This window comes from Vibrio toranzoniae (assembly GCF_024347655.1).
In the GTDB taxonomy this organism is placed as follows: domain Bacteria; phylum Pseudomonadota; class Gammaproteobacteria; order Enterobacterales; family Vibrionaceae; genus Vibrio; species Vibrio toranzoniae.
The window spans coordinates 2,225,991-2,249,853 of record NZ_AP025514.1; the positions used below are offsets into that span (position 1 = coordinate 2,225,991).

18 protein-coding genes are annotated in these 23,863 nt (G+C 44.9%); 6 read left to right on the forward strand and 12 right to left on the reverse strand.

The genetic code is table 11. The features are described from left to right. Positions 1 to 254 precede the first annotated feature (254 nt). The 9 genes from OCU50_RS09885 to prmB form a co-directional block, all read right to left on the reverse strand. Complete coding sequence (locus OCU50_RS09885) at positions 255 to 1,367, reverse strand: ABC transporter ATP-binding protein (protein ID WP_060468180.1); 1,113 nt, start codon at positions 1,365 to 1,367, stop codon at positions 255 to 257. Between the two features lie 6 nt (positions 1,368 to 1,373). After that, positions 1,374 to 2,231, reverse strand: coding sequence for a carbohydrate ABC transporter permease (locus OCU50_RS09890; protein ID WP_060468181.1), 858 nt, complete (start codon positions 2,229 to 2,231; stop codon positions 1,374 to 1,376). Then, complete coding sequence (locus OCU50_RS09895) at positions 2,228 to 3,166, reverse strand: carbohydrate ABC transporter permease (RefSeq protein ID WP_060468182.1); 939 nt, start codon at positions 3,164 to 3,166, stop codon at positions 2,228 to 2,230. Before OCU50_RS09895 ends, OCU50_RS09890 begins: the two co-directional genes overlap by 4 nt. Positions 3,167 to 3,310: 144 nt before the next feature. Then, on the reverse strand, positions 3,311 to 4,558 hold the full coding sequence (locus OCU50_RS09900; protein ID WP_060468183.1) for an ABC transporter substrate-binding protein: 1,248 nt from the start codon (positions 4,556 to 4,558) through the stop codon (positions 3,311 to 3,313). A 110-nt stretch (positions 4,559 to 4,668) separates the two neighbouring features. Beyond that, positions 4,669 to 6,114 (reverse strand): ATP-binding protein, encoded by a 1,446-nt coding sequence (locus tag OCU50_RS09905; RefSeq protein ID WP_060468184.1) that lies wholly within the window; start codon positions 6,112 to 6,114, stop codon positions 4,669 to 4,671. Positions 6,115 to 6,127: 13 nt separating this feature from the next. Further along, a complete protein-coding gene (locus OCU50_RS09910; RefSeq protein ID WP_060468185.1) occupies positions 6,128 to 6,856 on the reverse strand; it encodes a response regulator in 729 nt (242 codons plus the stop codon). A 151-nt stretch (positions 6,857 to 7,007) separates the two neighbouring features. Next, positions 7,008 to 8,465 carry a protein adenylyltransferase SelO gene (locus OCU50_RS09915; RefSeq protein ID WP_060468186.1) on the reverse strand — a complete coding sequence of 486 codons (1,458 nt, stop codon included), beginning with the start codon at positions 8,463 to 8,465 and terminating at the stop codon, positions 7,008 to 7,010. A gap of 516 nt (positions 8,466 to 8,981) precedes the next feature. Continuing rightward, positions 8,982 to 9,623: a LysE family translocator gene (locus OCU50_RS09920; RefSeq protein WP_060468187.1), complete on the reverse strand. Its 642-nt coding sequence runs from the start codon at positions 9,621 to 9,623 to the stop codon at positions 8,982 to 8,984. Positions 9,624 to 9,849: 226 nt separating this feature from the next. Continuing rightward, a complete protein-coding gene (gene prmB, locus OCU50_RS09925) occupies positions 9,850 to 10,782 on the reverse strand; it encodes a 50S ribosomal protein L3 N(5)-glutamine methyltransferase (protein WP_060468188.1) in 933 nt (310 codons plus the stop codon). A 62-nt stretch (positions 10,783 to 10,844) separates the two neighbouring features. Between prmB and smrB the strand changes: the two genes are divergently transcribed. Beyond that, positions 10,845 to 11,375 carry an endonuclease SmrB gene (smrB, locus tag OCU50_RS09930; RefSeq protein WP_017056914.1) on the forward strand — a complete coding sequence of 177 codons (531 nt, stop codon included), beginning with the start codon at positions 10,845 to 10,847 and terminating at the stop codon, positions 11,373 to 11,375. A gap of 111 nt (positions 11,376 to 11,486) precedes the next feature. On the opposite strand, the gene sixA is transcribed toward smrB, so the two are convergent. Then, positions 11,487 to 11,951, reverse strand: a complete 465-nt coding sequence (gene sixA / locus OCU50_RS09935) for a phosphohistidine phosphatase SixA (RefSeq protein WP_046224380.1) — start codon at positions 11,949 to 11,951, stop codon at positions 11,487 to 11,489. Between the two features lie 305 nt (positions 11,952 to 12,256). On the opposite strand from sixA, the gene OCU50_RS09940 reads away from it, so the two are divergent. Next, on the forward strand, positions 12,257 to 15,034 hold the full coding sequence (locus tag OCU50_RS09940) for an insulinase family protein (protein ID WP_060468189.1): 2,778 nt from the start codon (positions 12,257 to 12,259) through the stop codon (positions 15,032 to 15,034). Between the two features lie 193 nt (positions 15,035 to 15,227). Here the strand turns inward: OCU50_RS09940 and fadJ are convergent, their stop codons facing one another. Further along, positions 15,228 to 17,444: a fatty acid oxidation complex subunit alpha FadJ gene (gene fadJ, locus OCU50_RS09945; protein ID WP_060468190.1), complete on the reverse strand. Its 2,217-nt coding sequence runs from the start codon at positions 17,442 to 17,444 to the stop codon at positions 15,228 to 15,230. Beyond that, positions 17,444 to 18,751 (reverse strand): acetyl-CoA C-acyltransferase FadI, encoded by a 1,308-nt coding sequence (gene fadI, locus OCU50_RS09950; RefSeq protein WP_060468191.1) that lies wholly within the window; start codon positions 18,749 to 18,751, stop codon positions 17,444 to 17,446. The genes fadJ and fadI overlap by 1 nt, the downstream gene beginning before the upstream one ends. A 560-nt stretch (positions 18,752 to 19,311) precedes the next feature. On the opposite strand from fadI, the gene OCU50_RS09955 reads away from it, so the two are divergent. From OCU50_RS09955 to OCU50_RS09970, 4 genes are all read left to right on the forward strand, one after another. Continuing rightward, positions 19,312 to 19,860, forward strand: a complete 549-nt coding sequence (locus OCU50_RS09955; protein WP_060468192.1) for a sigma-70 family RNA polymerase sigma factor — start codon at positions 19,312 to 19,314, stop codon at positions 19,858 to 19,860. Continuing rightward, on the forward strand, positions 19,853 to 20,581 hold the full coding sequence (locus tag OCU50_RS09960; RefSeq protein ID WP_060468193.1) for a DUF3379 domain-containing protein: 729 nt from the start codon (positions 19,853 to 19,855) through the stop codon (positions 20,579 to 20,581). The genes OCU50_RS09955 and OCU50_RS09960 overlap by 8 nt, the downstream gene beginning before the upstream one ends. 296 nt (positions 20,582 to 20,877) lie before the next feature. Beyond that, on the forward strand, positions 20,878 to 22,146 hold the full coding sequence (locus OCU50_RS09965; protein WP_060468194.1) for an outer membrane protein transport protein: 1,269 nt from the start codon (positions 20,878 to 20,880) through the stop codon (positions 22,144 to 22,146). A 297-nt stretch (positions 22,147 to 22,443) separates the two neighbouring features. Further along, a complete protein-coding gene (locus tag OCU50_RS09970) occupies positions 22,444 to 23,769 on the forward strand; it encodes an outer membrane protein transport protein (RefSeq protein WP_060468204.1) in 1,326 nt (441 codons plus the stop codon). Positions 23,770 to 23,863: the final 94 nt, after the last annotated feature.

A 23,863-nucleotide genomic window follows, 5' to 3' on the forward strand; every position in this document is an offset into this window, starting at 1 on the left:
GCACCAAGGTGCAACCTAGTATTTGGTCTAAAGTAGCGCGATCCTACGCTGTTCTCGGTCAGCTTTATAGAGCTAACGGAGGCTAATTAGCGATATTATTGCAGTTAATCCATTTATCTCGTTTATCCCTCTCTTTTCGTGAGGAAATAAAACAGACTAAAACAACAAAAAAGACAGCATCACGTTACTTATTAGTAATTAGTGATACTGCCTTTGCTTAAGCTTAGACTCTCATTGAACTACTGTCTCAAAAACTAAAAATCAATTCTCGCTTCAGTCTGAGCATCAAAAAATACAGCTTTCGATAAGTCAAAATGCAGCGGTGCCATTTGTCCAACGGACACTTCAAATTCTGGCGATAAACGACACGCGACTTCTTGGTCGTTCACTTTAACCATCGCAATCGTATCTGGCCCTGTTGGCTCCAACACTTCTAATTGCAGATCTAGCTTTGTGGTTGCCGACACATCATCACCTTCTTGCTCAGTGATGTGTTCAGGGCGCAATCCAATAACCAACTCCTTGCCATCTTGGTCACGCATACTCTGTGGCAATCGAATGTGGTGTTCTTGCTCCGCCGTGCCAGTTACTTTGATGATCGGATTCTGCTCATCATCCAAATCCACCATGGTCTTAATGAAGTTCATGGATGGTGAACCCATAAAGCCCGCCACGAACATGTTATTTGGCTTGGTGTAGATCTCTTGCGGCGTACCGAGTTGCTGCAGTTCACCATCTTTCATCACCGCGATGCGATCAGCCAACGTCATTGCCTCAATCTGATCATGAGTCACATAGACAATGGTGGTGTTGAGCTTTTGGTGCAGACGTTTAATCTGGTGACGCATCTCAACACGCAGCTTGGCATCCAAGTTAGAAAGCGGCTCATCGAACAGATAAAGCTTAGGACGACGAGCCAAAGCACGGCCCATCGCGACACGTTGACGCTGGCCACCAGAAAGTTGCGACGGTTTGCGATCCAGCAACTGTTCAATTTGCAGCATTTCAGCGACTCGATTCACTTCTGCATCGATTTCATCTTGTGGCATCTTGCGAATCTTCAAACCGAAGGCGATATTGCCGCGCACCGTCATGTTTGGGTAAAGCGCGTACGACTGGAATACCATCGCAATATCGCGGTCTTTAGGTTCAACCTGCGCCACGTCTACACCATCAATTACAATCTCACCCGAGCTAATATTTTCTAGCCCAGCAATAGTGTTCATTAGGGTGGATTTTCCACACCCCGAAGGGCCGACAAGTATCAAAAATTCCCCCGAATCGATACTGATGTCGATGCCCTTTAACGTTTCGTTGTCCGCGTTGCGATAGGTTTTACGGATCTGTTTTAAATCTAATGTTGCCATGGGTAATTATCCTTTTACTGATCCTGCCGTTAGGCCACGAACAAAATATTTTCCTGCGAAGACATACACCAACAACGTTGGCAGTGCGGCGATGATCGCGGCAGCCATGTCGACGTTATATTCTTTAACGCCAGTACTGGTGTTGACTAGGTTGTTTAATGCCACGGTGATCGGCTGTGTATCTGAGCCGGAATAGACCACTCCGAACAAAAAGTCATTCCAAATCGCGGTGAACTGCCAGATCACCGTCACCATAATGATTGGTGTTGAGATCGGTAATAAGATCTTGAAGAAGATGGTAAAGAAGCCCGCACCATCCAGTTTTGCCGCTTTGATCAATTCATCAGGAATCGAGATGTAGAAGTTACGGAAAAACAGCGTAGTAAATGCCATGCCATAGATAACGTGCACAATCACCAAGCCGATGGTTGTGTTCGCTAAGCCCATCTTGCCAAGCATGGTCGCCATTGGTAGCAACACAACTTGGAACGGAATAAAGCAACCAAACAACAGCAAACTAAAGAAAAGGTTTGAGCCTCTGAATTGCCACTTAGTGACCACATAACCATTGAATGCACCGAGCAATGTTGAGATTGCGACCGCAGGTATCACCATTTGAAATGAGTTCCAAAAGTAGCCTTTGATGCCTTCACACTTAACGCCCGTACACGCGGTGTCCCACGCTTTATACCAAGCATCAAACACCCACTCTTTCGGTAAGCTCATCAGGTTTCCCGCCTTAATGTCTGGCAGCGTTTTGAATGAGGTCAGTACCATTACAAACAGTGGCATTAGGTAAACCAAGCAGAAGAAAAGCAGTGCTGAATAGATAAACATTCGAGCAAAGTTGATGTTGTTCATCATGACTTTTTCTCCCTAAGTTCAGAGTAAAGATAAGGCACGAGAATCGCTAAAATACCCGCAAGCATCATCATGGCACTGGCCGCACCAAGGCCAATTTGTCCACGTGTGAATGAGTGTGCGTACATGAATAGCGCAGGAAGATCCGATGAATAACCTGGGCCACCCGCAGTCATTGCGGTCACAAGATCGAAGCTCTTAATCGCAATGTGTGAGGTGATGATCACCGCACTGAAAACCACAGGACGCAAGCAAGGCAGAATGATTTTGAAATAAATAGTGGGTAAGCTTGCCCCATCAATTTGAGCGGCTTTAATGATTGAAGAATCAATGCCACGAAGGCCGGCCAAGAACATTGCCATCACGAAGCCAGAAGACTGCCAAAGCGCCGCAATAACTAAGGTGTAGACCGACATTTCAGAGTCGACTAACCAATCGAATTTGAAGTCAGTAAAGCCCCAATCTTGCATCAGTTTTTCGATACCCAGCCCCGGATTGAGAATCCATTTCCAAGCGGTACCCGTCACGATGAATGACAAGGCCATTGGGTATAAATAGATGGTACGAATCGCGCCTTCTTGGCGGATGTTCTGGTCAAGCAATACCGCCAAACCCACACCTAACAAGATAGCAATTGCCATAAATAGAAAACCAAACACACCAAGGTTGGTGATTGAGGTTATCCAGCGATCGTTATCCATCAGCTTTTCATATTGGGTTAAACCAACAAAGTTAAAGCTCGGCAGAAATCGAGAGTTGGTGAACGACAACGCGGCCGTCCAAAAAATGTAACCATAGATACAAACCACGGTCACTAACGCGGTGGGCGCCAATACAATTTTAGGTAACCAATGTTGCAACCTGTCAACAAAACTCGGTTTGGGCGCAGGCTGGCTCCTTGTGGGTTTTGGAGTCGACTCAGTCAAAACATGCTCCATAACTTATCCTTGTTGCACAATCGAGCCGATGGCTTACCTCTCGGCACCACATCAGCATCACGCATATTAGAATTGGGAATGAAGAGCAGATAGGCTCCCTACGAGCCTACCCACCCTGGGGGTTTGGTGTTAAACCAAGTGAGATTAGATAGCCGCTTTCACTGCTTTCGCTAACTTAGCTGCCGCTTGTTTCGGATCGGCATCTTTCTCATTGAAGAAGTTGGTCACTACGTCATAGATAGCGCCTTGAGCGTAGCTTGTCGTCGCTAGGCCGTGAGCCATACTCGGAACTAGATCGCCCGACTCGGCACTCGCTTTGAAGGTTACCATTGAATCCAACGCACATTGGTCAAACTTAGACATGTCCATATCGAGACGTACAGGGATAGAACCTTTGTTCAGGTTGAAGACTTCTTGGAAATCTTTGGTAAGAATGGTTTTCGCTAGATCTTGCTGCGCTTTTTGGTTCTCTTTGTTGCTCAACTCAAAGAATGCAAAGCTATCGATGTTGAAGGTAAATTGGCCTTCAGTACCCGGAGCTGGTGCACAGATGTAGTCTTTACCCGGCACTTTGCCAGCTGCAGTAAACTCACCTTTCGCCCAGTCACCCATGATTTGCATCGCGGCTTCGCCATTGATAACCATTGAGGTTGCGACGTTCCAATCACGACCTGGCGAGTTACTGTCGATGTAGTCACGCATCTTTTTAAACTTGGTGAACACTTCCACCATTTTATCGCCAGATAAAACGTCCATATCAAGATCAACGAACGCTTTGTTGTAGTCTTCACTGCCCAGTACATCAAGTGCTACCGCTTCGAAGACTGTCGCGTCTTGCCAAGGTTGGCCACCGTGAGCCAGAGGAATAAAGCCAGCCGCTTTGATCTTGTCTGCCGCCACGAAGAATTCGTCTAATGTGGTTGGAACCGTCACACCTGATTTTTCTAATACAACAGGGTTAGCCCAAAGCCAGTTAACACGGTGAACGTTAACAGGAACCGCTACATATTCGCCGTCCCACTTCATCACTTTAGTGACAACTTCTGGCAGTAGTTCATCCCACTGCTCTTGTTTTGCTGTTGCATCGAGAGACGTTAGAAAACCTAAACCACCCCACTCTTGAATATCATGACCTTTGATCTGCGCAGCAGACGGTGGGTTGCCTGATACTGCTCGCGTTTTCAAAACGGTCATCGCACTTTCACCGCCGCCACCAGCCACTGCAAAGTCTTTCCATGTATGGCCTTGTTCTTCAATCATCTCTTTCAGTACCGCAGCGGATTTTGCTTCGCCACCGGCAGTCCACCAGTGAAGCACTTCCACTTCACCAGCTTGAGAAAATGTTGAGGCAGCAAGAAGAGATAGAGTAAGTAGGGTTTTATTGATTTTCATTATTATCTTCCATGTTTAGCGGACTCGACGTCCGGTTCAATAAAGAGTCTACTTATTTTGATTTTTAGGATTGAAACAAAAGGTAAGCCCAATGTAACACAATTGTTACATTACACTTCTAGGCCTCTAGGGATATAGACTTTGGCCTCTAAGCCGCCTTGAGGGGAGTTACGAATAATGAGATCTCCGCCATGTCCGTGCAGGATATTTCGGCAGATCCCAAGCCCTAAACCGTGTCCTTGGTCGTCGGTGGCGAGCCTGAAGTAAGGTTCAAACACCAACTCTAACTTGTCTTCAGGAATACCTTTGCCGTGGTCTTGAATCGTCACGATAACCCACACCGAATCACTGTTAATATCGACCTCACCTGATGTTCCATATTTCACAGCGTTGTCGATAAGATTGGTGAGCACACGTTTAATTGCTAGTGGTTTGGCGACTAACGGTTCAACCACTATGGGTTCAAACTCAACCAAGGTTTGATGTTGGTTGTGCAGTTCAATCACAGAAAGCATCATCTCGTTGAGATCGATAATGGCGTTGTTTTCGTGAAGGTCAGTATCTCTTACCGCTTGTAATGCGCCCTTGACCATCATCTCAAGCTCATCCAAATCCTTATTGAACTTGTCTTTCTTAACCTCACTTTCCAATAGCTCGGCTCGAAGCCTTAAGCGGGTGATTGGAGTCTTTAAGTCATGAGAGATAGCAGAGAAAAGGTGTTCTCGGTCGGCAACATAACGACGAATACGCTGCTGCATGCGATTAAACGCCCGAGTCGCCGTGACCAGTTCAGTCGCTCCTTCTTCGTTAAGTGGAGGCTGCTGGATATCCATGCTCATTTCGTTGGCTGCCCTTGCAAGTTTCTTAAGCGGACGTACTTGGCGGCGAATCATTAAGTAGGTCAACACCAGTAGAATCAGCGTTGAAGAGAGCAAGAAAATCACCTGTTCACGACCAAGAATAGTGTCATCAAGTTTTACGTAAGGTGCTGGCAACAGTGCGGCAATATAGACCCATTCATGACTAGCTAGCTCAATTTGCACAACCAATATTGGCGGATTGAGAGGCTCTAAGGTTAATGTGTGATGCGCCCATGATCGAGGGAGATCGCTCAAGTAGATGTCATTTTTAAGTAATCGAAGGTGCTCTGGGCGAGAGAAGTCGACGCGCACCGATTCCACCTTATTGAGCTTGCTACTCAACACACTTTCTATGGCTTCTATCGAGGCAGCTTTTAGGCGGGTATCAGGTATCGGCTCAACAATCAGCGCCTCTTTATTGAAAGAGACGAAGAAACGCGTACCGCCCATATTGCGGATCTGATCCAACACGATATGACGATATTTGACGGGCAAAGACTGGAAGAAAGTCACTGTTGAAGCAAACATGTTCGCCATGCTCGATGAGGCTGAACGAATCCCTTCAAGTTCCTTATGTTTAGATTCGCTATACCAAATAGAGGTTGCGATACCCTGAGCAATCACCACCGCCAACAAGGTCAGTAACAAGGTTCTGGCAACCAAGGAGTTTGGCTTTAAACTTTTCAACCACTTCATACGGACTTCTTACTCAGTGCTCATAATGCACAGGCACAGCCAGAATGTAGCCGTTGCCGCGCATGGTTTTGATGTAGTGAGGATATTTACCACTGTCGCCCAACCGGCTTCTCAAGCGGCTAAGCTGCACATCAATGCCACGTTCAAAAGGCAGCGCTTCACGGCCTCTAGTGGCGAAAGAGATGGTATCTCGGTCTAATACTTCATTAGGGCGAGTAAGGAACAACATTAACAATGAGAAATCACTGCCCGATAAGTCCATCTCTTCTGAGCTTTCATTGTGAGAAATTCGATGCGCTAACGTATCGAGCGTCCAGTCACCAAAAATGATCTGCTTTGGCAATGCATCATTAGGCTTGTCATCAACGACTTGAACGCGGCGTAACAGAGCTTTGATACGCGCCATTAACTGGCGAGGGCTAAACGGCTTAGCGATGTAGTCATCTGCACCAATTTCTAAGCCAATAATCTGGTCGGTTTCATCCGATACCGCAGTCAGCATGATGATAGGCACATTCGATTGTTTGCGGACGCGCTGACACAAGGTAAAACCGTCGTCACCGGGCAGCATCACATCAAGAAGAATCAGGTCTGGGTAACCTTGGCTTTGCAGGTGAGTTTCGAGTTCAACACCATCTCCGACCGAAGAGACATCGAAACCCGATTTTGTGAGGTACTCTTCCAGCAGCTCGCGGATTTCTTGATCATCATCCACCACGAGAATTCGAGTATTTGTTGGCATCGCCCAAACCTATTAAATTTACAACTTATTCACATAGTGTATAGACAGGTTGAGCATTTGATTATTGATATGTTTGTAAAATTAGAAGAACAAACAGACAGAGATCACAACTAAGTGACCTCCATCCACTCGTTTGATTAAGCGAATCGATTTACGACGAGCAGCTGATCTCCATCGCTTTACCCCACTCTGGTGGTAACGCGGCAAGATGTTCGTAATCAGGATGTTCCGCATAAGGATCGGACAACACCACCATTAATGCGTCAATATCACTGCTATCACCACGCTCAGCTTTATCGATCGCCAGCTGAGCAAGGTAATTTCTGAGGATGTATTTAGGGTTTACCTGCCTCATCTTTTCACAGCGCTCGGCTACTGAGCTCTCTTCGAGTTCACAGCGTTGCAAATAGTTATCCAGCCATAGCTTCGCAGCATCACGATCGATTACCAAATCAATCACTTCCTGCGCAGGCAAAGTATCTAGGTTCGACAGCGTTCTAAAGAACCTTGGGTAATCGACTTTGCTTTGCGACATCAATTCGAACATAGATTCAAACAAGCGGCTGTCGCCCTCGTGTTTTGCAAGCAGCCCTAACTTACGACGCATCGACTGACTGAAATAACCGTTCATTTGTGGCTCGTATTGTTCTAACGCTGCCTCTAAATCAGCTTTCTCCACCAGCGGCGACAGAGAGTGAGCCAGAGCTGACAGATTCCATAATCCAATTCTAGGTTGTTGATTAAAGGCATAACGACCTTGATAGTCGGAGTGATTACAGATCAACCTCGGGTCATACTCATCTAGGAAAGCGAACGGACCGTAGTCAAACGTCTGTCCAATAATCGACATGTTATCGGTATTCATGACTCCGTGAGCAAAACCATTCGCTTGCCACAGCGCGACCATTTCCGCAGTGCGATCAACAATCTGATTAAACATAGCAGCGTAGGGCTTGTCTTCATCAAGGCATTCAGGGAAGTGCCACTCGATGACTTTATCAGCCAACAATTTATGCTCGGCCAACTGATTGGTATAAAACAGATGTTCAAAGTGACCGAAACGAATGTGTGATTCAGCAGCACGCACCAACAATGCGCCCCACTCTTGCTTCTCTCGATAAACAGGCGTGTCACTGGTCATCATCGCCAACGCACGTGTCGTTGGGATATTAAGCCCAGCCATCGCTTCGCTACATAAATACTCACGAACGGTTGAGCGAATCACAGCGCGCCCATCACCCATACGTGAATATGGTGTTTTCCCTGCACCTTTAAGGTGTAAGTCGAACGTTTCACCACTTTTAGCGACAATTTGAGCTAATAACAGCCCTCTACCATCACCTAAGTCAGGGTTATAAGAGCCAAACTGATGGCCTGCGTATTTCATTGCTACTTGTGAGAACTGCTCAGGTTCAACGTTGCCCGATAGCGTTTCAAGCAACTCATCAGAGACGTCCTCAAATGACGGAAAGCCCAGTTCACTGGCTAGGTTTTGGTTCCATGCAAGCCATTGGACATTATTTAAAGGTGTAGGTTGAATTGGGGTATAGAACAGTCGAGGTAACGTCGTAAATCGATTGTTAAATGAAATTGAATCCCAGACAGACATGAGAGATACACTGTAGGTAATAGATAACTTAAGATTATCACAGTTTGATAACAACTTCAGATCAGGTTAAACAATGAGTCTATTAAACAAATGGGGAATCAGACAAAGAGACTATTCAGGGAAAGAAGGGGGTCAGAGAAAGGTGCAGCGAGAAAAGGTTAAGTGGCTAGCCTGATGAGAAAAGCCACGTTTATGAGATAAAGAGTTCTGACTTTGAAGACTTTTTAACAAGTGTGTTCATAATAAAAACTAAAAATATAGAGCCATAAAGCTGACTACATTAGAGCAAGAATACCCACTAGAGACAGGGTAGAGAAAAGCCAAGTGCGGCTGATAACGCCAAAGTTACTGTGTTGAATCATTTCTTGATGCTGCATATATCTCTCCTTGAGAACGTGATGGTGTAACTACAATATATCGGCTTTTCGCTAAAAGCAGCAAGCATATTAATATTAACCTTTTATGACAGCATTAAGAATTTTCTGTAACTATTCAGCCCTTTGATAAATCGAAAAGTTATGCTCGGCTTGTTGTCGAAAGTAGCGCTCCTGCACCAATAAACACGCCCCCTGTAACACGGTTAAATACCTTGGCTCGCCCCTTGGCAAATAACCACGTTGATGATTTTGCACCTAGGTAGGCGTAGATCAATAACCAAGACAACTCCATCACAACAAAGGTTAAAGCAAACACAGCAAACTGGGGAAGCAGAGCGAGTGACGGGTCGATAAACTGAGGGAAAAGTGCGGTAAAAAACAAGATCGCTTTCGGGTTACTCGCGCCAACAATAAAACCACTTAAGTAGTGTTGCACCGCGCTTTCTTTAACAAGCTGAGAATCGGTTTGTTGACTGGATAGATTGTCGTAATCTTGCTGGTTAGAACGTAAAGACTTCCAGCCAAGATAGATAAGATACGCAGCGCCAGTCCATTTTATGACATTAAATACCACTTCCGATGAAGCTATGATCACCCCTAAACCGGTGAACGATAACGTTAAGATTCCGGTGATCGCCGTTAAGCTGCCCAGCGCAGTAAATATTGATAATTTAAAACCCGATTGCACACCTTTGGTCATGCACAATAAAGAACTTGGGCCCGGCGATGCCGTTAAAATCAGTACTGCCAACAAATAATAAATCCATGTATCAAAGCTCATTGCGAATTCTCCTTAACTCACTAAAACGGCTAAACATTAGCCACCAATATGTAATAGCCATTCATATTAGGCAACTAAATATTGAACATTATTTATTCTGTATTGATGACTTAGCCCTAAAACTAAGGCAATAAAAAACGCCATGCATTGCTGCATGGCGTTTAAATTAAAACGTTTCAAATAGAACGTCTTACCAGATACTAAGCTAAAAACTAGCCATCATTACCTAGTCTTTGTAGATTGAGAACTCGTCAGCGCAAGCCACTAGCTGCTCGCGAGTGATCATGAATACACCGTGACCACCGTTCGAGAATTCAATCCAAGTGAATGGAATCTCAGGGTACTGATCCATCATATGAACCATTGAGTTACCCACTTCACAGATCAGAATACCATCATCAGTTAGGTAATCTGGTGCGTTAGCTAGGATACGGCGAACCAATTTCAGACCGTCAGTACCTGCTGCTAGGCCAAGTTCTGGCTCATGAGTAAACTCATCTGGCAGGCTGTTCATATCTTCTTCGTCCACGTAAGGAGGGTTAGACACGATCAGGTTGTATTTCTCTTTCGGCAGATCACGGAAAAGATCTGAACGGATTGGGAACACTTGTTGCTCCATGCCGTGATCTTGAACGTTCTGCTCAGCAACTTGAAGTGCGTCAGTAGAGATATCTATCGCGTCTACTTCAGCATCTGGGAATGCGTGCGCACAAGCGATAGCAATACAACCACTGCCCGTACAAAGATCCATAATACGAGCTGGTTCTTCTGTTAACCATGGTTGGAACTGAGCTTCAATTAGCTCACCAATTGGCGAACGAGGCACAAGAACACGCTCGTCAACAAAGAACTCAAGGCCACAGAACCAAGCTTTATTGGTTAGGTAAGCCGTTGGTGTACGATCATTGATACGCTTAATCACGCGCTCAACAATACGTAGACGCTCACTGCTTGTTAAACGAGAGTTCATGACATGCGAAGGAACATCAATCGGCAGATAAATAGTAGGTAAAATAAGTTGTACCGCCTCATCCCACGCGTTATCAGTGCCGTGACCATAAAATAGGCCCGCTGCGTTAAAGCGGCTAACAGTCCAACGAATCACATCTTGAAGCGTGTGTAGTTCTGATACCGCTTCTTCTACAAAAATCTTATCCAAAATTGTCTCCGAAAAGCGCTACAATACCGCTAATTACGTTTCTAATTAGAATTCATAACCTGATGAGCAAAAAAGACACCGACTTCGATGACGATTTCGCCCTATTCAATGATGCAGTAAAGGGCGTTAAAAAGTTGCGACAGGATACCATAGTCCAGCAGCCAAAAAGAAATGCCAAGCAAAAAGAAATTACGCGAACGGCAAGACAAGCCAGTGACAGCGAGTTTTATTTCTCGGATGAATTTATTCCGCACCTTAGCGAAGACGGCCCAACACGTTATGCGCGTGATGATGTCTCTAAATATGAGGTGAAGCGTCTGCGTCGTGGTGTCTACGTACCAGATGTGTATCTCGATATGCACGGTATGACTCAACAAGAAGCGAAACGCGAGTTAGGTGCAATGATTGCCCACTGCGTAAAAGAGAGCGTGGCGTGTGCCTGCGTTCAACATGGTATTGGTAAACACATCCTTAAACAAAAGGTGCCTTTGTGGTTAGCGCAGCACCCGGACATAATGGCTTTTCATCAAGCACCATTAGAGTTTGGTGGCCATGGTGCACTGTTGGTTTTAATTTCGATCCCTGAGAAATGATCTGTTGGCCTGTTAAGTATTCCAACGTCAAATACAGCAAAGGGTATCTCAAATAATTGGGATACCCTTTTCTTTGTTACCTTTCAGCATGCAGCTTCTCTAAAGCCTCGCCTATGGATTAATATTCCAAAGTAACTCGCCTCTTTGTGTCTCTAGCTCAAAGTCGATACAGGCCAAACCTGAAGTCGGAAACATAGGTGGCGCCATACCTGTTGCGAACTCCGCAGTTAAGTAGCCCACTAAAGGTAAATGAGACACAAATAAAACAGTCTCTAGCTTTTCCACTTCCGTCATCGCTAAGGTCAAATCAAACACGTCGTCGGACATTCCATAAGGAGTAATATCATCACAGGTTTCAACTTTCTTTGCAGAAAACACCTGAGAAATCTCTAACCACGTTTCTTGTGCTCTTAAGTAGGGACTTACCAGTACTTTATCAAATTGACTTATGCCTTGCTCATTTGCCGCTTGCGCGACCGCAAGAGACGCCATTTTACCGCGCTGAGTTAACGCTCGTTCTGCATCAGAGTTTGCAAAATTTTCTGCTTCACCGTGGCGCATTATGAATACTTTCATGCTCAATCCTGTCTACGTAACATTTCGAGAGTTGATATATCCCATATCAACGATACGCTACTTAGCGTTTGGCTCTCAGTCCAGAGAAAACGCAGTCTATATAAATAATTATATCAAGTCACTTGCTAAAGAGTTCGACTTTCTTAACAATCTTATTAAAAGAAAATAAATTACTGATAAAAATCGATAAAAGATGATTTTTAAGTCGCTAAAAATCTCTTCATATCCCAAAAAATGATCACAACGTTTGCACGCCGAATCATCGGGTACATAATTTAAAAACCACCTTCTCTGGAGATGCTCCTGTGCACTTAAGCCCCAATGATGAACATCAATACCGTTACATAACCTTAAATAACGGGTTACGCGTACTGTTAGTTCAGGACCCAAAAGCTCAAAAAGCCGCAGCCGCATTAGCCGTTAATGTGGGGCACTTTGATGACCCTACAGACCGAGAGGGTTTAGCTCACTACTTAGAGCATATGCTATTTTTGGGAACGGAAAAGTACCCAAAGGTCGGAGAGTTCCAAAGTTTTATCAGCCAGCATGGCGGTAGCAACAATGCATGGACGGGCACAGAGCACACCTGCTTCTTTTTTGATGTTGAATTGAATGCGTTTGAAACCGCACTCGATCGCTTCAGCCAATTTTTCACTGCTCCCCTGTTCAACGAAGAAGCATTAGATAAAGAACGCCAAGCGGTTGATTCAGAATATAAAATGAAACTCAACGACGATTCGCGACGCTTGTACCAAGTGACCAAAGAACTGGTGAACCACAATCACCCATTCTCGAAATTTTCTGTCGGTAATATCGATACGTTGGGCGACAGAAACGGCGAAACGATTCGACAAGATATCTTATCGTTCCACCAGCAGCAATATTCTGCAGACCTAATGACACTCACACTGTCTGGCGATCAATCATTAGATGAGATGCAAGGTTGGGTTGAGGAACGCTTTAGCTCAATTACCAATCACAGCCTGCAAGGTAAAAAAGTTCAAGAACCGATTATTGGCGAGTTAAGCACAGGCGTTCAAGTACATGTCGAACCAATAAAAGAAGTGCGCAAACTCATACTCACCTTCCCGATGCCAAGCATGGATGAGCACTATGGTGTTAAGCCACTGTCGTTCTTCGCACACCTTTTAGGTTACGAAGGTGAAGGCAGTTTAATGATGCAATTGAAAGAGAAAGGTTGGATCACTTCTCTCTCAGCCGGTGGTGGCGCAAGTGGCAGTAACTATCGTGATTTCACCGTCAGTTGCTCGTTGACCATCGAAGGTTTAACCAAAACCGATAACATCATCCAAGCAGTGTTTCAATACATCAAGTTGATTGAACAACAGGGCATTGAAGAGTGGCGTTATCTAGAAAAACGCGCAGTGTTAGAATCAGCGTTCCGCTTTCAAGAGCCAGCAAGGCCACTTGATTTAGTCAGTCATCTGGTGCTCAACATGCAACACTATCAAGAACAAGATGTGGTGTATGGCGACTATAAAATGTCGCACTTCGATGACGAATTACAGCGATCTTTACTCCCCTACTTAACCGTCGACAATATGCGCGCGACCATTGTGGCTCAAGGCTTCGAGTATGATAGAGAAGCAAAATGGTACTACACGCCCTACTCAGTGACACCTTTTAGCCCAGAGCAAACCCAAAGCTTTATGTGCATTAACCCCGGTTGGCAGTTTGAGCTTCCAAACAAAAACCCGTTTATTTGCTATGACTTAGATCCGGCAGAACTCGAAGGTGACGCTAAGCACCCGCAATTGTTAGAAGAGTTGGACGGCTTTAAGCTGTGGCATCTGCAAGATCATCAATTTCGAGTACCGAAAGGTGTGGTGTATATCGCCATCGATAGCCCGCACTCGGTCGCTAGCCCTAAGAACATTGTCAAAACACGCTTATGCGTAGAGATGTTCTTAGATTCACTCGAAAAAGATACCTATCAGGCTGAAATTGCTGGTATGGGTTACAACATGTATACCCACCAAGGTGGCGTAACCCTGACTCTGTCTGGATTTAGCGAAAAACAACCACAATTGCTCAATATGATCCTTGAACGCTTTCAAGCTCGTGAATTTAGTCCAGCCCGCTTTGAAACCATTAAGCATCAATTGCTTAGGAGTTGGGGCAATGCGTCACAAGATCGCCCTCTGTCACAACTGTTTAATGCCATGACTGGGATACTGCAGCCAAATAACCCTCCTTATGCGGTTCTCATAGAAGCGCTAAATACCATTGAAGTGGATGAGTTGTCCTCATTCGTTCAATCGATATTAGCCGAACTCCATGTTGAGATGTTTGTGTATGGCGATTGGAAGCAAGCTGATGCTCTCGAGATGGCTGAAACGTTAAAAGACACATTGCGTGTCCAAGATCAAGCTTATGAAGAGTCACTGCGACCGTTAATAATGCTAGGTGAAAATGGTAGCTTCCAGCGTGAAGTTGTGTGTAATCAGGATGATTCGGCCATCGTGGTTTATTATCAATGCCCCGATATTTCACCTCAGAATATTGCGCTGTATTCATTGGCTAACCATTTGATGTCAGCTACTTTCTTCCATGAAATACGCACCAAACAACAACTTGGATACATGGTTGGCACAGGCAATATGCCGCTCAACCGACACCCAGGTATTGTGTTGTACGTGCAGTCACCGAATGCCGCTCCAGCCGACTTGTTGGCCTCAATAGATGAGTTCCTTAATGCCTTCTACATGGTTTTATTGGAGCTGAATGACTACCAATGGCACAGCAGTAAACGTGGCCTTTGGAATCAGATTTCGACACCCGATACGACTTTGCGAGGTCGAGCTCAGCGCTTATGGGTTGCGATAGGTAATAAGGATATTGAATTCAACCAGAGAGAGCGTGTATTGGAAGAGCTTAAAGGGCTCACTCGCTCGGACATGATCCGTTTTGTGATTAACCAACTGAAACCACGCACGGCAAATCGTCTAATAATGCACGCTCACGGTAATGCTCATCAGGACGAAGATAAGCTGTCGGCGGGTGTGGAAATAGGCTCTATTGACGAGTTCCAGTTGCGCCCGAAAGATACTGAGCTTGGCTAATTAGAATGTATAAAAATCAAAAGGTTGATGTGAGAGCATCAACCTTTTTTATTGGGTGAAGTACATCACTCCCCGTCATTCCCGAGAAGGAAGAATGACTGAGTCGGGAATCTCATTCCTTTCGCTCGCTCATAAAAAAGAAAAGCCCGCATCAATTGCTTGATACTGGCTTGATAATTAGCGAACTAGAAAGTTACTTGTAGAAAGACTCATCCAAGCCAGCACGTGTCAGTAGGCCATCACATGGCGCAAAACGATCACCGTACTTCTTAGCGAAGTCGTTCATCATCTCAACCAGTGACTTAATACCGATTTGATCCATATAACGGAACGGGCCACCTAAGAATGGAGGGAAACCGATACCGAAAATAGCACCAATATCACCATCACGAGGGCTACGGATAATCCCGTCATCTAGACAGCGAACCGCTTCATTGAGCATTGGTAACACACAACGCATTGCGATGTCGTTATCACTTAGCTTAGGTTCAGGTTGCAGCTTAAGCAGTTTGTAAACTGACTTATCGACTTCCTTCTTCTTACCTTTGTAGGTATAGAAACCTTTACCACTCTTACGGCCTTTGCGGTTGTCGTTCAGAAGAATGTCGAACACATCAGGGCCTTGGAAACGATCGCCTAATTCATTAACCAGAATCGGGATAATCTTAGCGCCGATATCCACGCCAACCTCATCTAACAAGGTAATCGGGCCAACCGGAAAACCGAAGTCCAATAACGTGCTGTCGAGCTTTTCAATCGGCTCATTTGCCAATAGCAGATATGCCGCTTCATTCATGTACGGAGCAAGAATACGGTTCACATAAAAACCTGCCGTGTCTTTAACAACAATCGGCGTTTTACCTTGCTTCTTCGCTAATGCTACAACCGTTGAAATCGTCTCTTCTGAGGTTGTCTCATGAGGGATAACTTCAACCAGTGGCATTTTCTCTGCAGGGCTGAAGTAGTGAAGACCGACCACATTTTCTGGTCGCTTCGCCTTATCCGCAATCTTATGGATTGGTAACGAAGATGTGTTGGTCGCGAAGATCGTGTCTGGCTTAGCATTTTCTTCAATGTCTGCAACCATTGACTGCTTAAGGTCTAGGTCTTCAAACACCGCTTCGATTACTACGTCAGTATGGTTGAAGCTCGTAAAGTCGATACCACCAGAAAGCTGAAGCATCTTACTTTCAAGGCCAGCACGGCTCAGAATACGACGCTTACGCTGCTTATCGAACAACTTGTAGTTGTAGTTAAGTGCGTTCAGCACGCCTTCATTTGATACGTCTTTAATACGGACTGGTACTTTTGCTTTAGCTACGCTGACATGGCTGATACCTGCCCCCATAAGACCGCCACCCAACACACCAACGCGCTTAACCACTTTCGGTTCTGCATCAGCACCGTGTTCTTTCTTCATTTCAGTGGTTGCAAAGAAGATTGAACGAAGGGCTTTTGATTCAGAGGTCATTACTAACTCAGAGAAACGCTTCGCTTCGTACTGAAGACCTTTTTCAAAGCCGTTCTCTAGGCCATAACGAATCACATCAAGAATCGCATCGGCTGCTGGGTAGTTTCCGCGTGTTTTCTGGCTCGTCTTCTTCGACGCTTGTTCAAAAATCACTTTACGGCCAAGGCCATTGCGTGAGATCAGTTTCTCTTTGGTTGAAGCTTGGCTTTTAGACGCCAGACGCTTACCTTTTTTGCTGCCCGTATTCTTTTCAACGAAGCTTTTCGCCACTTCAAGCAAGATAGTGTCTGGGACACAAGCATCCACAACACCAAGCGATTTCGCTTTCTTAGCACGAAGCTGTTTACCTGTGAGAATTAGATCGAGCGATGGTAGCAAGCCAATCAAACGAGGCAAACGCTGCGTACCACCAGAACCCGGTAATAAGCCTAACTGCACTTCTGGTAGGCCAAGGCGTGTCTTATCGGAATCGGTACATACACGGTAGTCACACGCTAATGCGAGCTCTAAACCGCCACCAAGACATGGGCCGTGAATTGCCGCGACGACTGGGTAAGGAAGATCAGACAGCGCTTGGAACATCTCCTGACCTTGACGAGCAAGAGACTGCGCTTCATCAGCGGTTTTACACGCATCCAGCATTCGTACGTCAGCACCCGCAATAAAGTTATCAGGCTTAAGAGAATGAACGATTAGACCTTTAACACGGCTTTGCTTCTCTTTTAACTGCTCAAAGATCGCTTTCATCTCTTCAGCAAAAGCCGCTTGTAGCGTGTTCATTTTCTCGCCCGGTACATCAATTGCTAGCCAAGCAATATCTTGGTCATCGATGTTAAGAGAGAATGCCGTCGCTTTCTTTTTGGTTGATTCAGTTGCAGACGTTGAATCCGGTTGAGCGACTGTTTCTTTTTCTGTTGTTGCATCAAGAGTCGTAGACATTATTCTACCTCCAAGATCATTGCTGCACCTAAACCACCAGCTGCACAAGCTGTATTCAGTGCCAGGCCGCCACCGCGACGTTTCAGTTCACGTAATGTTTGAGTCATCATGCGCGCACCAGTCGCAGCAAACGGGTGTCCGTAAGCAATTGAGCTGCCCAGTACGTTGAACTTCTCCATATCAATCTCACCGATTGCTTTATCTCGGCCAAGGTTCTGTTGAGCAAACTCATCGCTTGCAAACATTTTGACGTTAGCCAAAACTTGAGCTGCAAACGCTTCGTGCATCTCGATAAGTGTTAGGTCTGACAACTCTAAACCCGTGTTTTTTAATACTTGAGAGGTTGCATAAGTCGGTCCCATCAACATGTCTGTTTCAACACCAATCGCTGAGAATGCGTAACCGCGAATATAACCAAGCACTTCTAAGCCTAGCTCTTTCGCTTTGCCTTCGCGCATCAACATCACTGCCGCACCGCCATCAGTAAGAGGCGTCGCATTAGCTGCCGTTACGCTGCCGTACTTTCTGTCGAATGCAGGACGAAGTTTAGCGTAGCCTTCTACTGTTGAGTCGTGGCGAATGTTGTTATCTTCCGCTAGGTATTTTTTGTAAGGCGCCGGGAATGCAGTAATTACTTCGTCTTTAATCTTGCCTTCTTTCCATGCTTGAGAAGCCAAAGAGTGAGAACGGTGAGCAAGTGCATCTTGAGCTTCGCGAGTAATCCCGTGTGTCTTCGCCATCTGCTCAGCGGTTTGACCCATGGATAAACCGGTCGAGTATTCAGCAACAGCTGGCGGTACTGGCATAAGGTCTTTGACTGAAAGGGTTTTAAGAATCTTCAGCTTTTGACCCATGGTCTTGGTTTTACTCAGCGCTAATAGGTTTGCCGCTAACTTTTTCGAAACACCGATTGGCAATACAGAAGAAGAATCAGCACCACCGGCAATACCGACATCAATCGTGCCCGCCATAATGCTTTCAGTTACGTTGACTGCCGCTTGAAAACTGGTCGCACACGCTCGGGTCACACTGTAGGCATCGGTATTGATATTCATTCCAGTGCCCAGCACGATCTCACGCGCAATATTTGGTGCTTCCGGCATCTGAACAACTTGGCCGAACACAACTTGTTCGATAAGCGCAGGATCGACATCAGTTCTTGCAAGCATTTCGCTCACAACCATTTTGCCTAAGTCGACCGCAGGCACTTGACTAAATTCGGTGCTCTGACGAGCGAATGGGGTTCGTAACCCAGCGACAACGGCAACACGTTCTCCAGAACGCGTTTTGACTTCCTGTTTGCCCATGGTTTCTCCTTAAGGTTAAGAGGTCTGACCTGAATCATTGTAAAGAAGTTGTTAATTAAATCAAACGAGCGTTTAAATAAACGTGATACGAGTATCTCACTGTTTGAAAGTATGGCAGCACATTCAGGCGAATCTTTTTTGGGGGAAGGTTGTCGTTAGAGACTAAACTATTGTGAGCAAATACTGTTATCGCTTTGTAGGGAATGGTTTTCTTGAGGTAAAAAAAACCACACAAAGCTGTGTGGTTGGAATGTGTATAAAGCAATTAACTTGACGCCAATTGAAATAATCAGTTTCCTGATTAGGAGAAAGTAAAGTCAGCCTTCAAAAGGAAGTGTCGTCTTGCTCAACATGCTAGTCACGAATGACTAACTAGACGACAAGGTGTACTATAACTGGTTCGAGGCCTTAGATTTTGAAGTAGATCAATTTTAATGTGATTTTACGAATTCCTGCCGATCGTTCGCTCTGAAAACGAAACAGAATATAAAAACGAAGCACAACGTATAGAGACAGCTATACGCAGAGCAATTATGGAGGCTCGTGTGTCAATAATAAAAATGTTTGGAAAGAAAACAGCCAAGCGTCCGGTCAACTCTGATATGGACAAACAAAGAAAATACGAAGCACTCGTGCGCGCCTATCATCGTGACCTCTTTCGCTATGCCTATTGGTTATGTAAAGACAAAAGCATTGCCGAGGATTTAGTGCAAGAGACTTGCCTTCGTGCATGGAAGTCACTCGATAGCCTACAAGATGAAAAAGCCGCTAAATCTTGGCTGATTACTATCTTGAGACGCGAGAACGCTCGACGTTTTGAACGTAAACAATTTGATCTGGTTGATATCGACGATCATGGTAACGATGCTAGTGTCAGTGATGACCCGCACCATCAACACCAGTGGTTACAAGCTCAGATCATGAAACTTGAAATTGATTACCGTGAGCCTCTCTTCTTACAAGTGATTGGTGGTTTTAGTGGTGATGAGATCGCAGATATTCTCGAACTCAACAAAAACACGGTGATGACACGTTTATTCAGAGCTCGAAATCAATTGAAAGAGATGCTGGATACAGAAGAGGCAGAAAGGGGGCAACATAATGGATGATTTGGAATTTCGTCGTCGTGTATTGTCGGAACCTAAACAGCGTACACAAGATATTGTTGATGCAGCAGCGAATAGCGAAGCCAATAGTAACTTCTTAGACGATGTACTAGCGCTTGATAAACAGATCCATTCAGCAATGAATGTGGATGTGCCAGACGATCTTGCTGATCGTATACTGTTCAATCAGACCTCAAGCGAAGAAAGCAAAGTAGTAAGGCCGACTTTTGCTCGACGAGCAATGGCGATGGCAGCCTCAGTAGCATTCGTTGCTGGTTTATTAGTTGGCCAGGTTAACTGGGGCAATGCATTCGTTTCACCCGCACAAGCAAGTTTGGCTGATACAGCAATGAAGCACGTTGTTGATGAAAAGAGTTTTGTTAGTAGCATCGATGAACAGGTTACATCGCAGCAGATCAACGCAAAAATGAACCCATTTGCTTTTCAGTTTGATGATGCTTTCCCTTACCACGTCTATTACCTAAACCACTGTGGCTTTGGTAAATCCAACGCGGTACATATGGTCTTCCAAGGCGCAAAAGGCAAAGTAACGTTGTTTTTAACCGGTATTCCGACAGACAAACCTATCGACTTTGATGAAAAAGGCATGTCCGGTTCGGTAACCCCCGTGGATGGCAGCAGTTTGATCCTTGTAGGTGAGAATGGTGAAGACATTTCTAAGATCGCCGAAAAGCTTACCAAAATGATCAAACCGATGAGCTAATTCGCTCTCAAAGCCCCGTAATAAAAGGCCCAGCAACTATACTCTTGATATTGCTGGGCTTTATTTATAACAACCCCTTAAACCATTCACAAAGCTAATACCACTAGAGTTAAAACTCTAAAAATAAGCGTTTCTCACCATTTTCGTGCCAGATAGGCGTCATTTCCATAATTTTCCACTCAAATTTTTCAATGGTCGGATTTGTATATCGTATACTTGCGAATAGGATCAGCCACCATTGAGCAATTGCTCAAATTAATCGCCCTGTAGAGGCGGAGATATAAAGGAATAAATAAATGACTACCAACAACACGCGTCTGTTTAAAAAGTCTCTTTTAGCAGTAACAATTACACTGGCGTCTTCGCAAGCGATGGCAGCAGGTTTCCAAATCAACGCACAATCAGCAACCGGCGTCGGCCGTGCTTTCGCTGGTGATGCAGTAATCGCAGATAACGCGTCAGTAATGGCACGTAACCCTGCAGCAATGGCACTGTTTGATAAAACTGAGCTTTCTCTTGGTTTTGAAAGCATCACTTCACTGATTGAAGTTAAAGATGCAGAATACAATATTAACGGCAGCCCAATCCCAGTTGCCAATACTGATGATGTCGGTGACACTTCTATTGCACCCAATATCCACCTTATCGTCCCAGTAAATGATAAATTTGCTTGGGGTGTGAATGCATATTCAAATTTTGCTACAAAGACTGAGTTTGATGACAGCTACACTGCAGCTGAATACGGCGGCCTAACTGATGTTAAGAGCATTAACTTTGGTCTTGCTGGGTCATATCGCCTAAGTGAACAATGGAGTTTCGGTGCAGGTTTAGACCTGATTTACGGCCAAGGCACGATGAAAAGAGAAACAAGTGCGGCTCTAGGAGTCGCTAGTGGTGGCTTAGTCCCAGCTGGAACAACGTTAGTTGATGTTGATGAAGCTGATGGTTGGGCTGTAGGCTTTAACGTGGGTACTGTGTATGAACTAGATGAAAACAACCGTTTTGGTCTATCGTACCGTTACAGCCCTGAAATTACAGCTAAAGATGACAAAGGGCAGGAAATTACTCTACCTCTACCCGACATTGCTGAATTCTCTGGTTACCACAAAATCGAAGATACTAAATTCGCAGTTCACTATTCTGTACAGTGGATTGGTTGGGGTGCATTCGATCAGATTGACTTTGACAACCTACAAGGTTCACCACTTGGTTCAACGTATGCAAAACAATACCAATGGCAAGACGGTTGGCACTACGCAATTGGTGGTACTTACTACCTAAACGATACTTGGACACTACGTACTGGTTATATGTATGACACGAGCGCACAAGACAAGCTAACTTCAATCTCTGTACCAGACTCTGATCGTCAGTGGTTCTCTGCAGGTTTCACATACCACATTGATACAGTTTCTAATGTTGACTTCGGTTTCACATACTTAATGGGTGATGATGTAAATGTATCAGAAAACACACAGTTAGGAACAGGGCTTTCAACTGGTGTCAACGCGACAACACACGCTGATGCAATCCTACTAGGTCTGCAGTACAGCCGCAGCTTCTAATATAAGCTAGGTTATAAATATCCAAAGGGTCGCATCACGCGACCCTTTTTTGTTACTTAAACCACTGACTGGCATCGATTTAGGCTTACAGGTGTAGGCTGCAGAGGCAAAATATGCCTACACCTGTACGCTCAAATTTCGCAACACAGCCGAAACATTCAGGCTATTTACCTAATAATTCGGCATATTTGACAATTAAATCCCTAAAACACTATTTTATTCGAATTTCATTTTTAAAGTAATAACTCTAAACGTAGAATCATGTCACTAAATACTTATGATTCAGCGAACATCACAATGAAAATGAATAAGACTCTTCTATCTGCTGCAGTGGCAGTTGGACTACTTTCGACTTCTACCGTGACTCAAGCGGCAGGTTTTCAATTAGCAGAATACTCAGCTACAGGCCTTGGCCGTGCATACGCGGGGGAAGCTGCAATCGCAGACGGTGCGGACGCACAATGGCGCAACCCTGCAATGTTGACTTACCTAGAAGGTACACAGGTTTCTGTTGGTGGTATCTACGTTAACCCTAACATTGATGTTAAAGGTGAAGTAAACCACGCTCACCCTGCGATAGGGACAAGCCAAGCATCTTCAAACGATTTCGCAGATGATGCCATTATCCCTAACCTTTACATTTCTCACCGTTACAACGAAAAGTTTGCTATTGGTCTTGCATTTGGCACGAACTATGGCATGGAAACTAATTTAGGTGATGACTTTAACGCCTCTCACTTCGGCAACGAAGCAAGCGTGATCACCAAAGAAGCTAACCTTAACTTTGCTTATCAAATCGTTGAACAAGTTAGCATTGGTGGCGGTATTCGTTACGTTATGGGAGAAGGTAGCTTTGGCGCAACAGCCCCCGAAAAAAACGCTGTTGCAGTAAACCCAAGCACAGGTGCACCAATCTCAGTCCCTGCAGGTACAACACTAAAATATATGGAAGGTGATGACACGGCTTGGGGTTGGCAAGTAGGTACAGCGTGGCAGATCAACGAAGACCACCGTATAGGTTTTGCCTATAAATCTGAGGTTGAACTGAAATTAGAAGGTCACGCTGAGGGGATCGGATTTAAGATGGCACAAGGTCAACGTGCCAACGGCCATATGATGTTAGCACTTCCTGCAACAGCAGAACTCGCAAGTTTCCATCAACTGACTAAAGCCTTAGCACTTCACGCTAGTTTCAACTGGACGGATTGGAGTTCTTTCGAGAAACTGCAAGCAGAGCTAGGCACATCTGGCAGCCATACAGTTAAAGTCGAAAATTGGGAGGATAACTACCGCTTTGCTTTAGGTGCAACTTACCAAATTGATCCTAAGCTAGCGCTACGTACCGGTATTGCTTACGATACCTCAGCAGTAAGTGACAAAAACCGTACTATTACTATCCCAGAAACAGACCGCACTTGGTTAAGTGTTGGTGCTGGTTACCAATGGTCTGAGCAACTGTCATTCGATGCTGGCTTTACATACATTATTGCTAAAGATGCTCCAATCACCGAATCACGTGGCTATACATCTGACGATACTGCTGAAGCCGTTGGTGGTCAATTTGTTGGTACAACAACTGGTAATGTTTGGCTAGTGGGTATCCAAGCCAACTACCGCTTCTAATCTGTTTGACTTAATCTAAAGTCATAAGCATTAAAAAGGCTCGATGTTGTTTTCAACCTCGAGCCTTTCCTTTATTTATTCTTCAAAGTTTTAT

Excerpts from the sequence above, each read along its gene's own strand:
- OCU50_RS09900 (WP_060468183.1), bottom strand. The coding sequence starts at position 4,558 with ATGAAAATCAATAAAACCCTACTTACTCTATCTCTTCTTGCTGCCTCA.
- OCU50_RS09965 (WP_060468194.1), top strand. The coding sequence starts at position 20,878 with ATGACTACCAACAACACGCGTCTGTTTAAAAAGTCTCTTTTAGCAGTA.
- smrB (WP_017056914.1), top strand. The coding sequence starts at position 10,845 with ATGAGCAAAAAAGACACCGACTTCGATGACGATTTCGCCCTATTCAAT.
- OCU50_RS09885 (WP_060468180.1), bottom strand. The coding sequence starts at position 1,367 with ATGGCAACATTAGATTTAAAACAGATCCGTAAAACCTATCGCAACGCG.
- OCU50_RS09910 (WP_060468185.1), bottom strand. The coding sequence starts at position 6,856 with ATGCCAACAAATACTCGAATTCTCGTGGTGGATGATGATCAAGAAATC.
- OCU50_RS09890 (WP_060468181.1), bottom strand. The coding sequence starts at position 2,231 with ATGATGAACAACATCAACTTTGCTCGAATGTTTATCTATTCAGCACTG.
- OCU50_RS09970 (WP_060468204.1), top strand. The coding sequence starts at position 22,444 with ATGAAAATGAATAAGACTCTTCTATCTGCTGCAGTGGCAGTTGGACTA.
- OCU50_RS09955 (WP_060468192.1), top strand. The coding sequence starts at position 19,312 with ATGTTTGGAAAGAAAACAGCCAAGCGTCCGGTCAACTCTGATATGGAC.
- OCU50_RS09905 (WP_060468184.1), bottom strand. The coding sequence starts at position 6,114 with ATGAAGTGGTTGAAAAGTTTAAAGCCAAACTCCTTGGTTGCCAGAACC.
- sixA (WP_046224380.1), bottom strand. The coding sequence starts at position 11,951 with ATGAAAGTATTCATAATGCGCCACGGTGAAGCAGAAAATTTTGCAAAC.
- OCU50_RS09960 (WP_060468193.1), top strand. The coding sequence starts at position 19,853 with ATGGATGATTTGGAATTTCGTCGTCGTGTATTGTCGGAACCTAAACAG.
- OCU50_RS09915 (WP_060468186.1), bottom strand. The coding sequence starts at position 8,465 with ATGTCTGTCTGGGATTCAATTTCATTTAACAATCGATTTACGACGTTA.
- OCU50_RS09920 (WP_060468187.1), bottom strand. The coding sequence starts at position 9,623 with ATGAGCTTTGATACATGGATTTATTATTTGTTGGCAGTACTGATTTTA.
- OCU50_RS09895 (WP_060468182.1), bottom strand. The coding sequence starts at position 3,166 with ATGGAGCATGTTTTGACTGAGTCGACTCCAAAACCCACAAGGAGCCAG.
- fadJ (WP_060468190.1), bottom strand. The coding sequence starts at position 17,444 with ATGTCTACGACTCTTGATGCAACAACAGAAAAAGAAACAGTCGCTCAA.
- fadI (WP_060468191.1), bottom strand. The coding sequence starts at position 18,751 with ATGGGCAAACAGGAAGTCAAAACGCGTTCTGGAGAACGTGTTGCCGTT.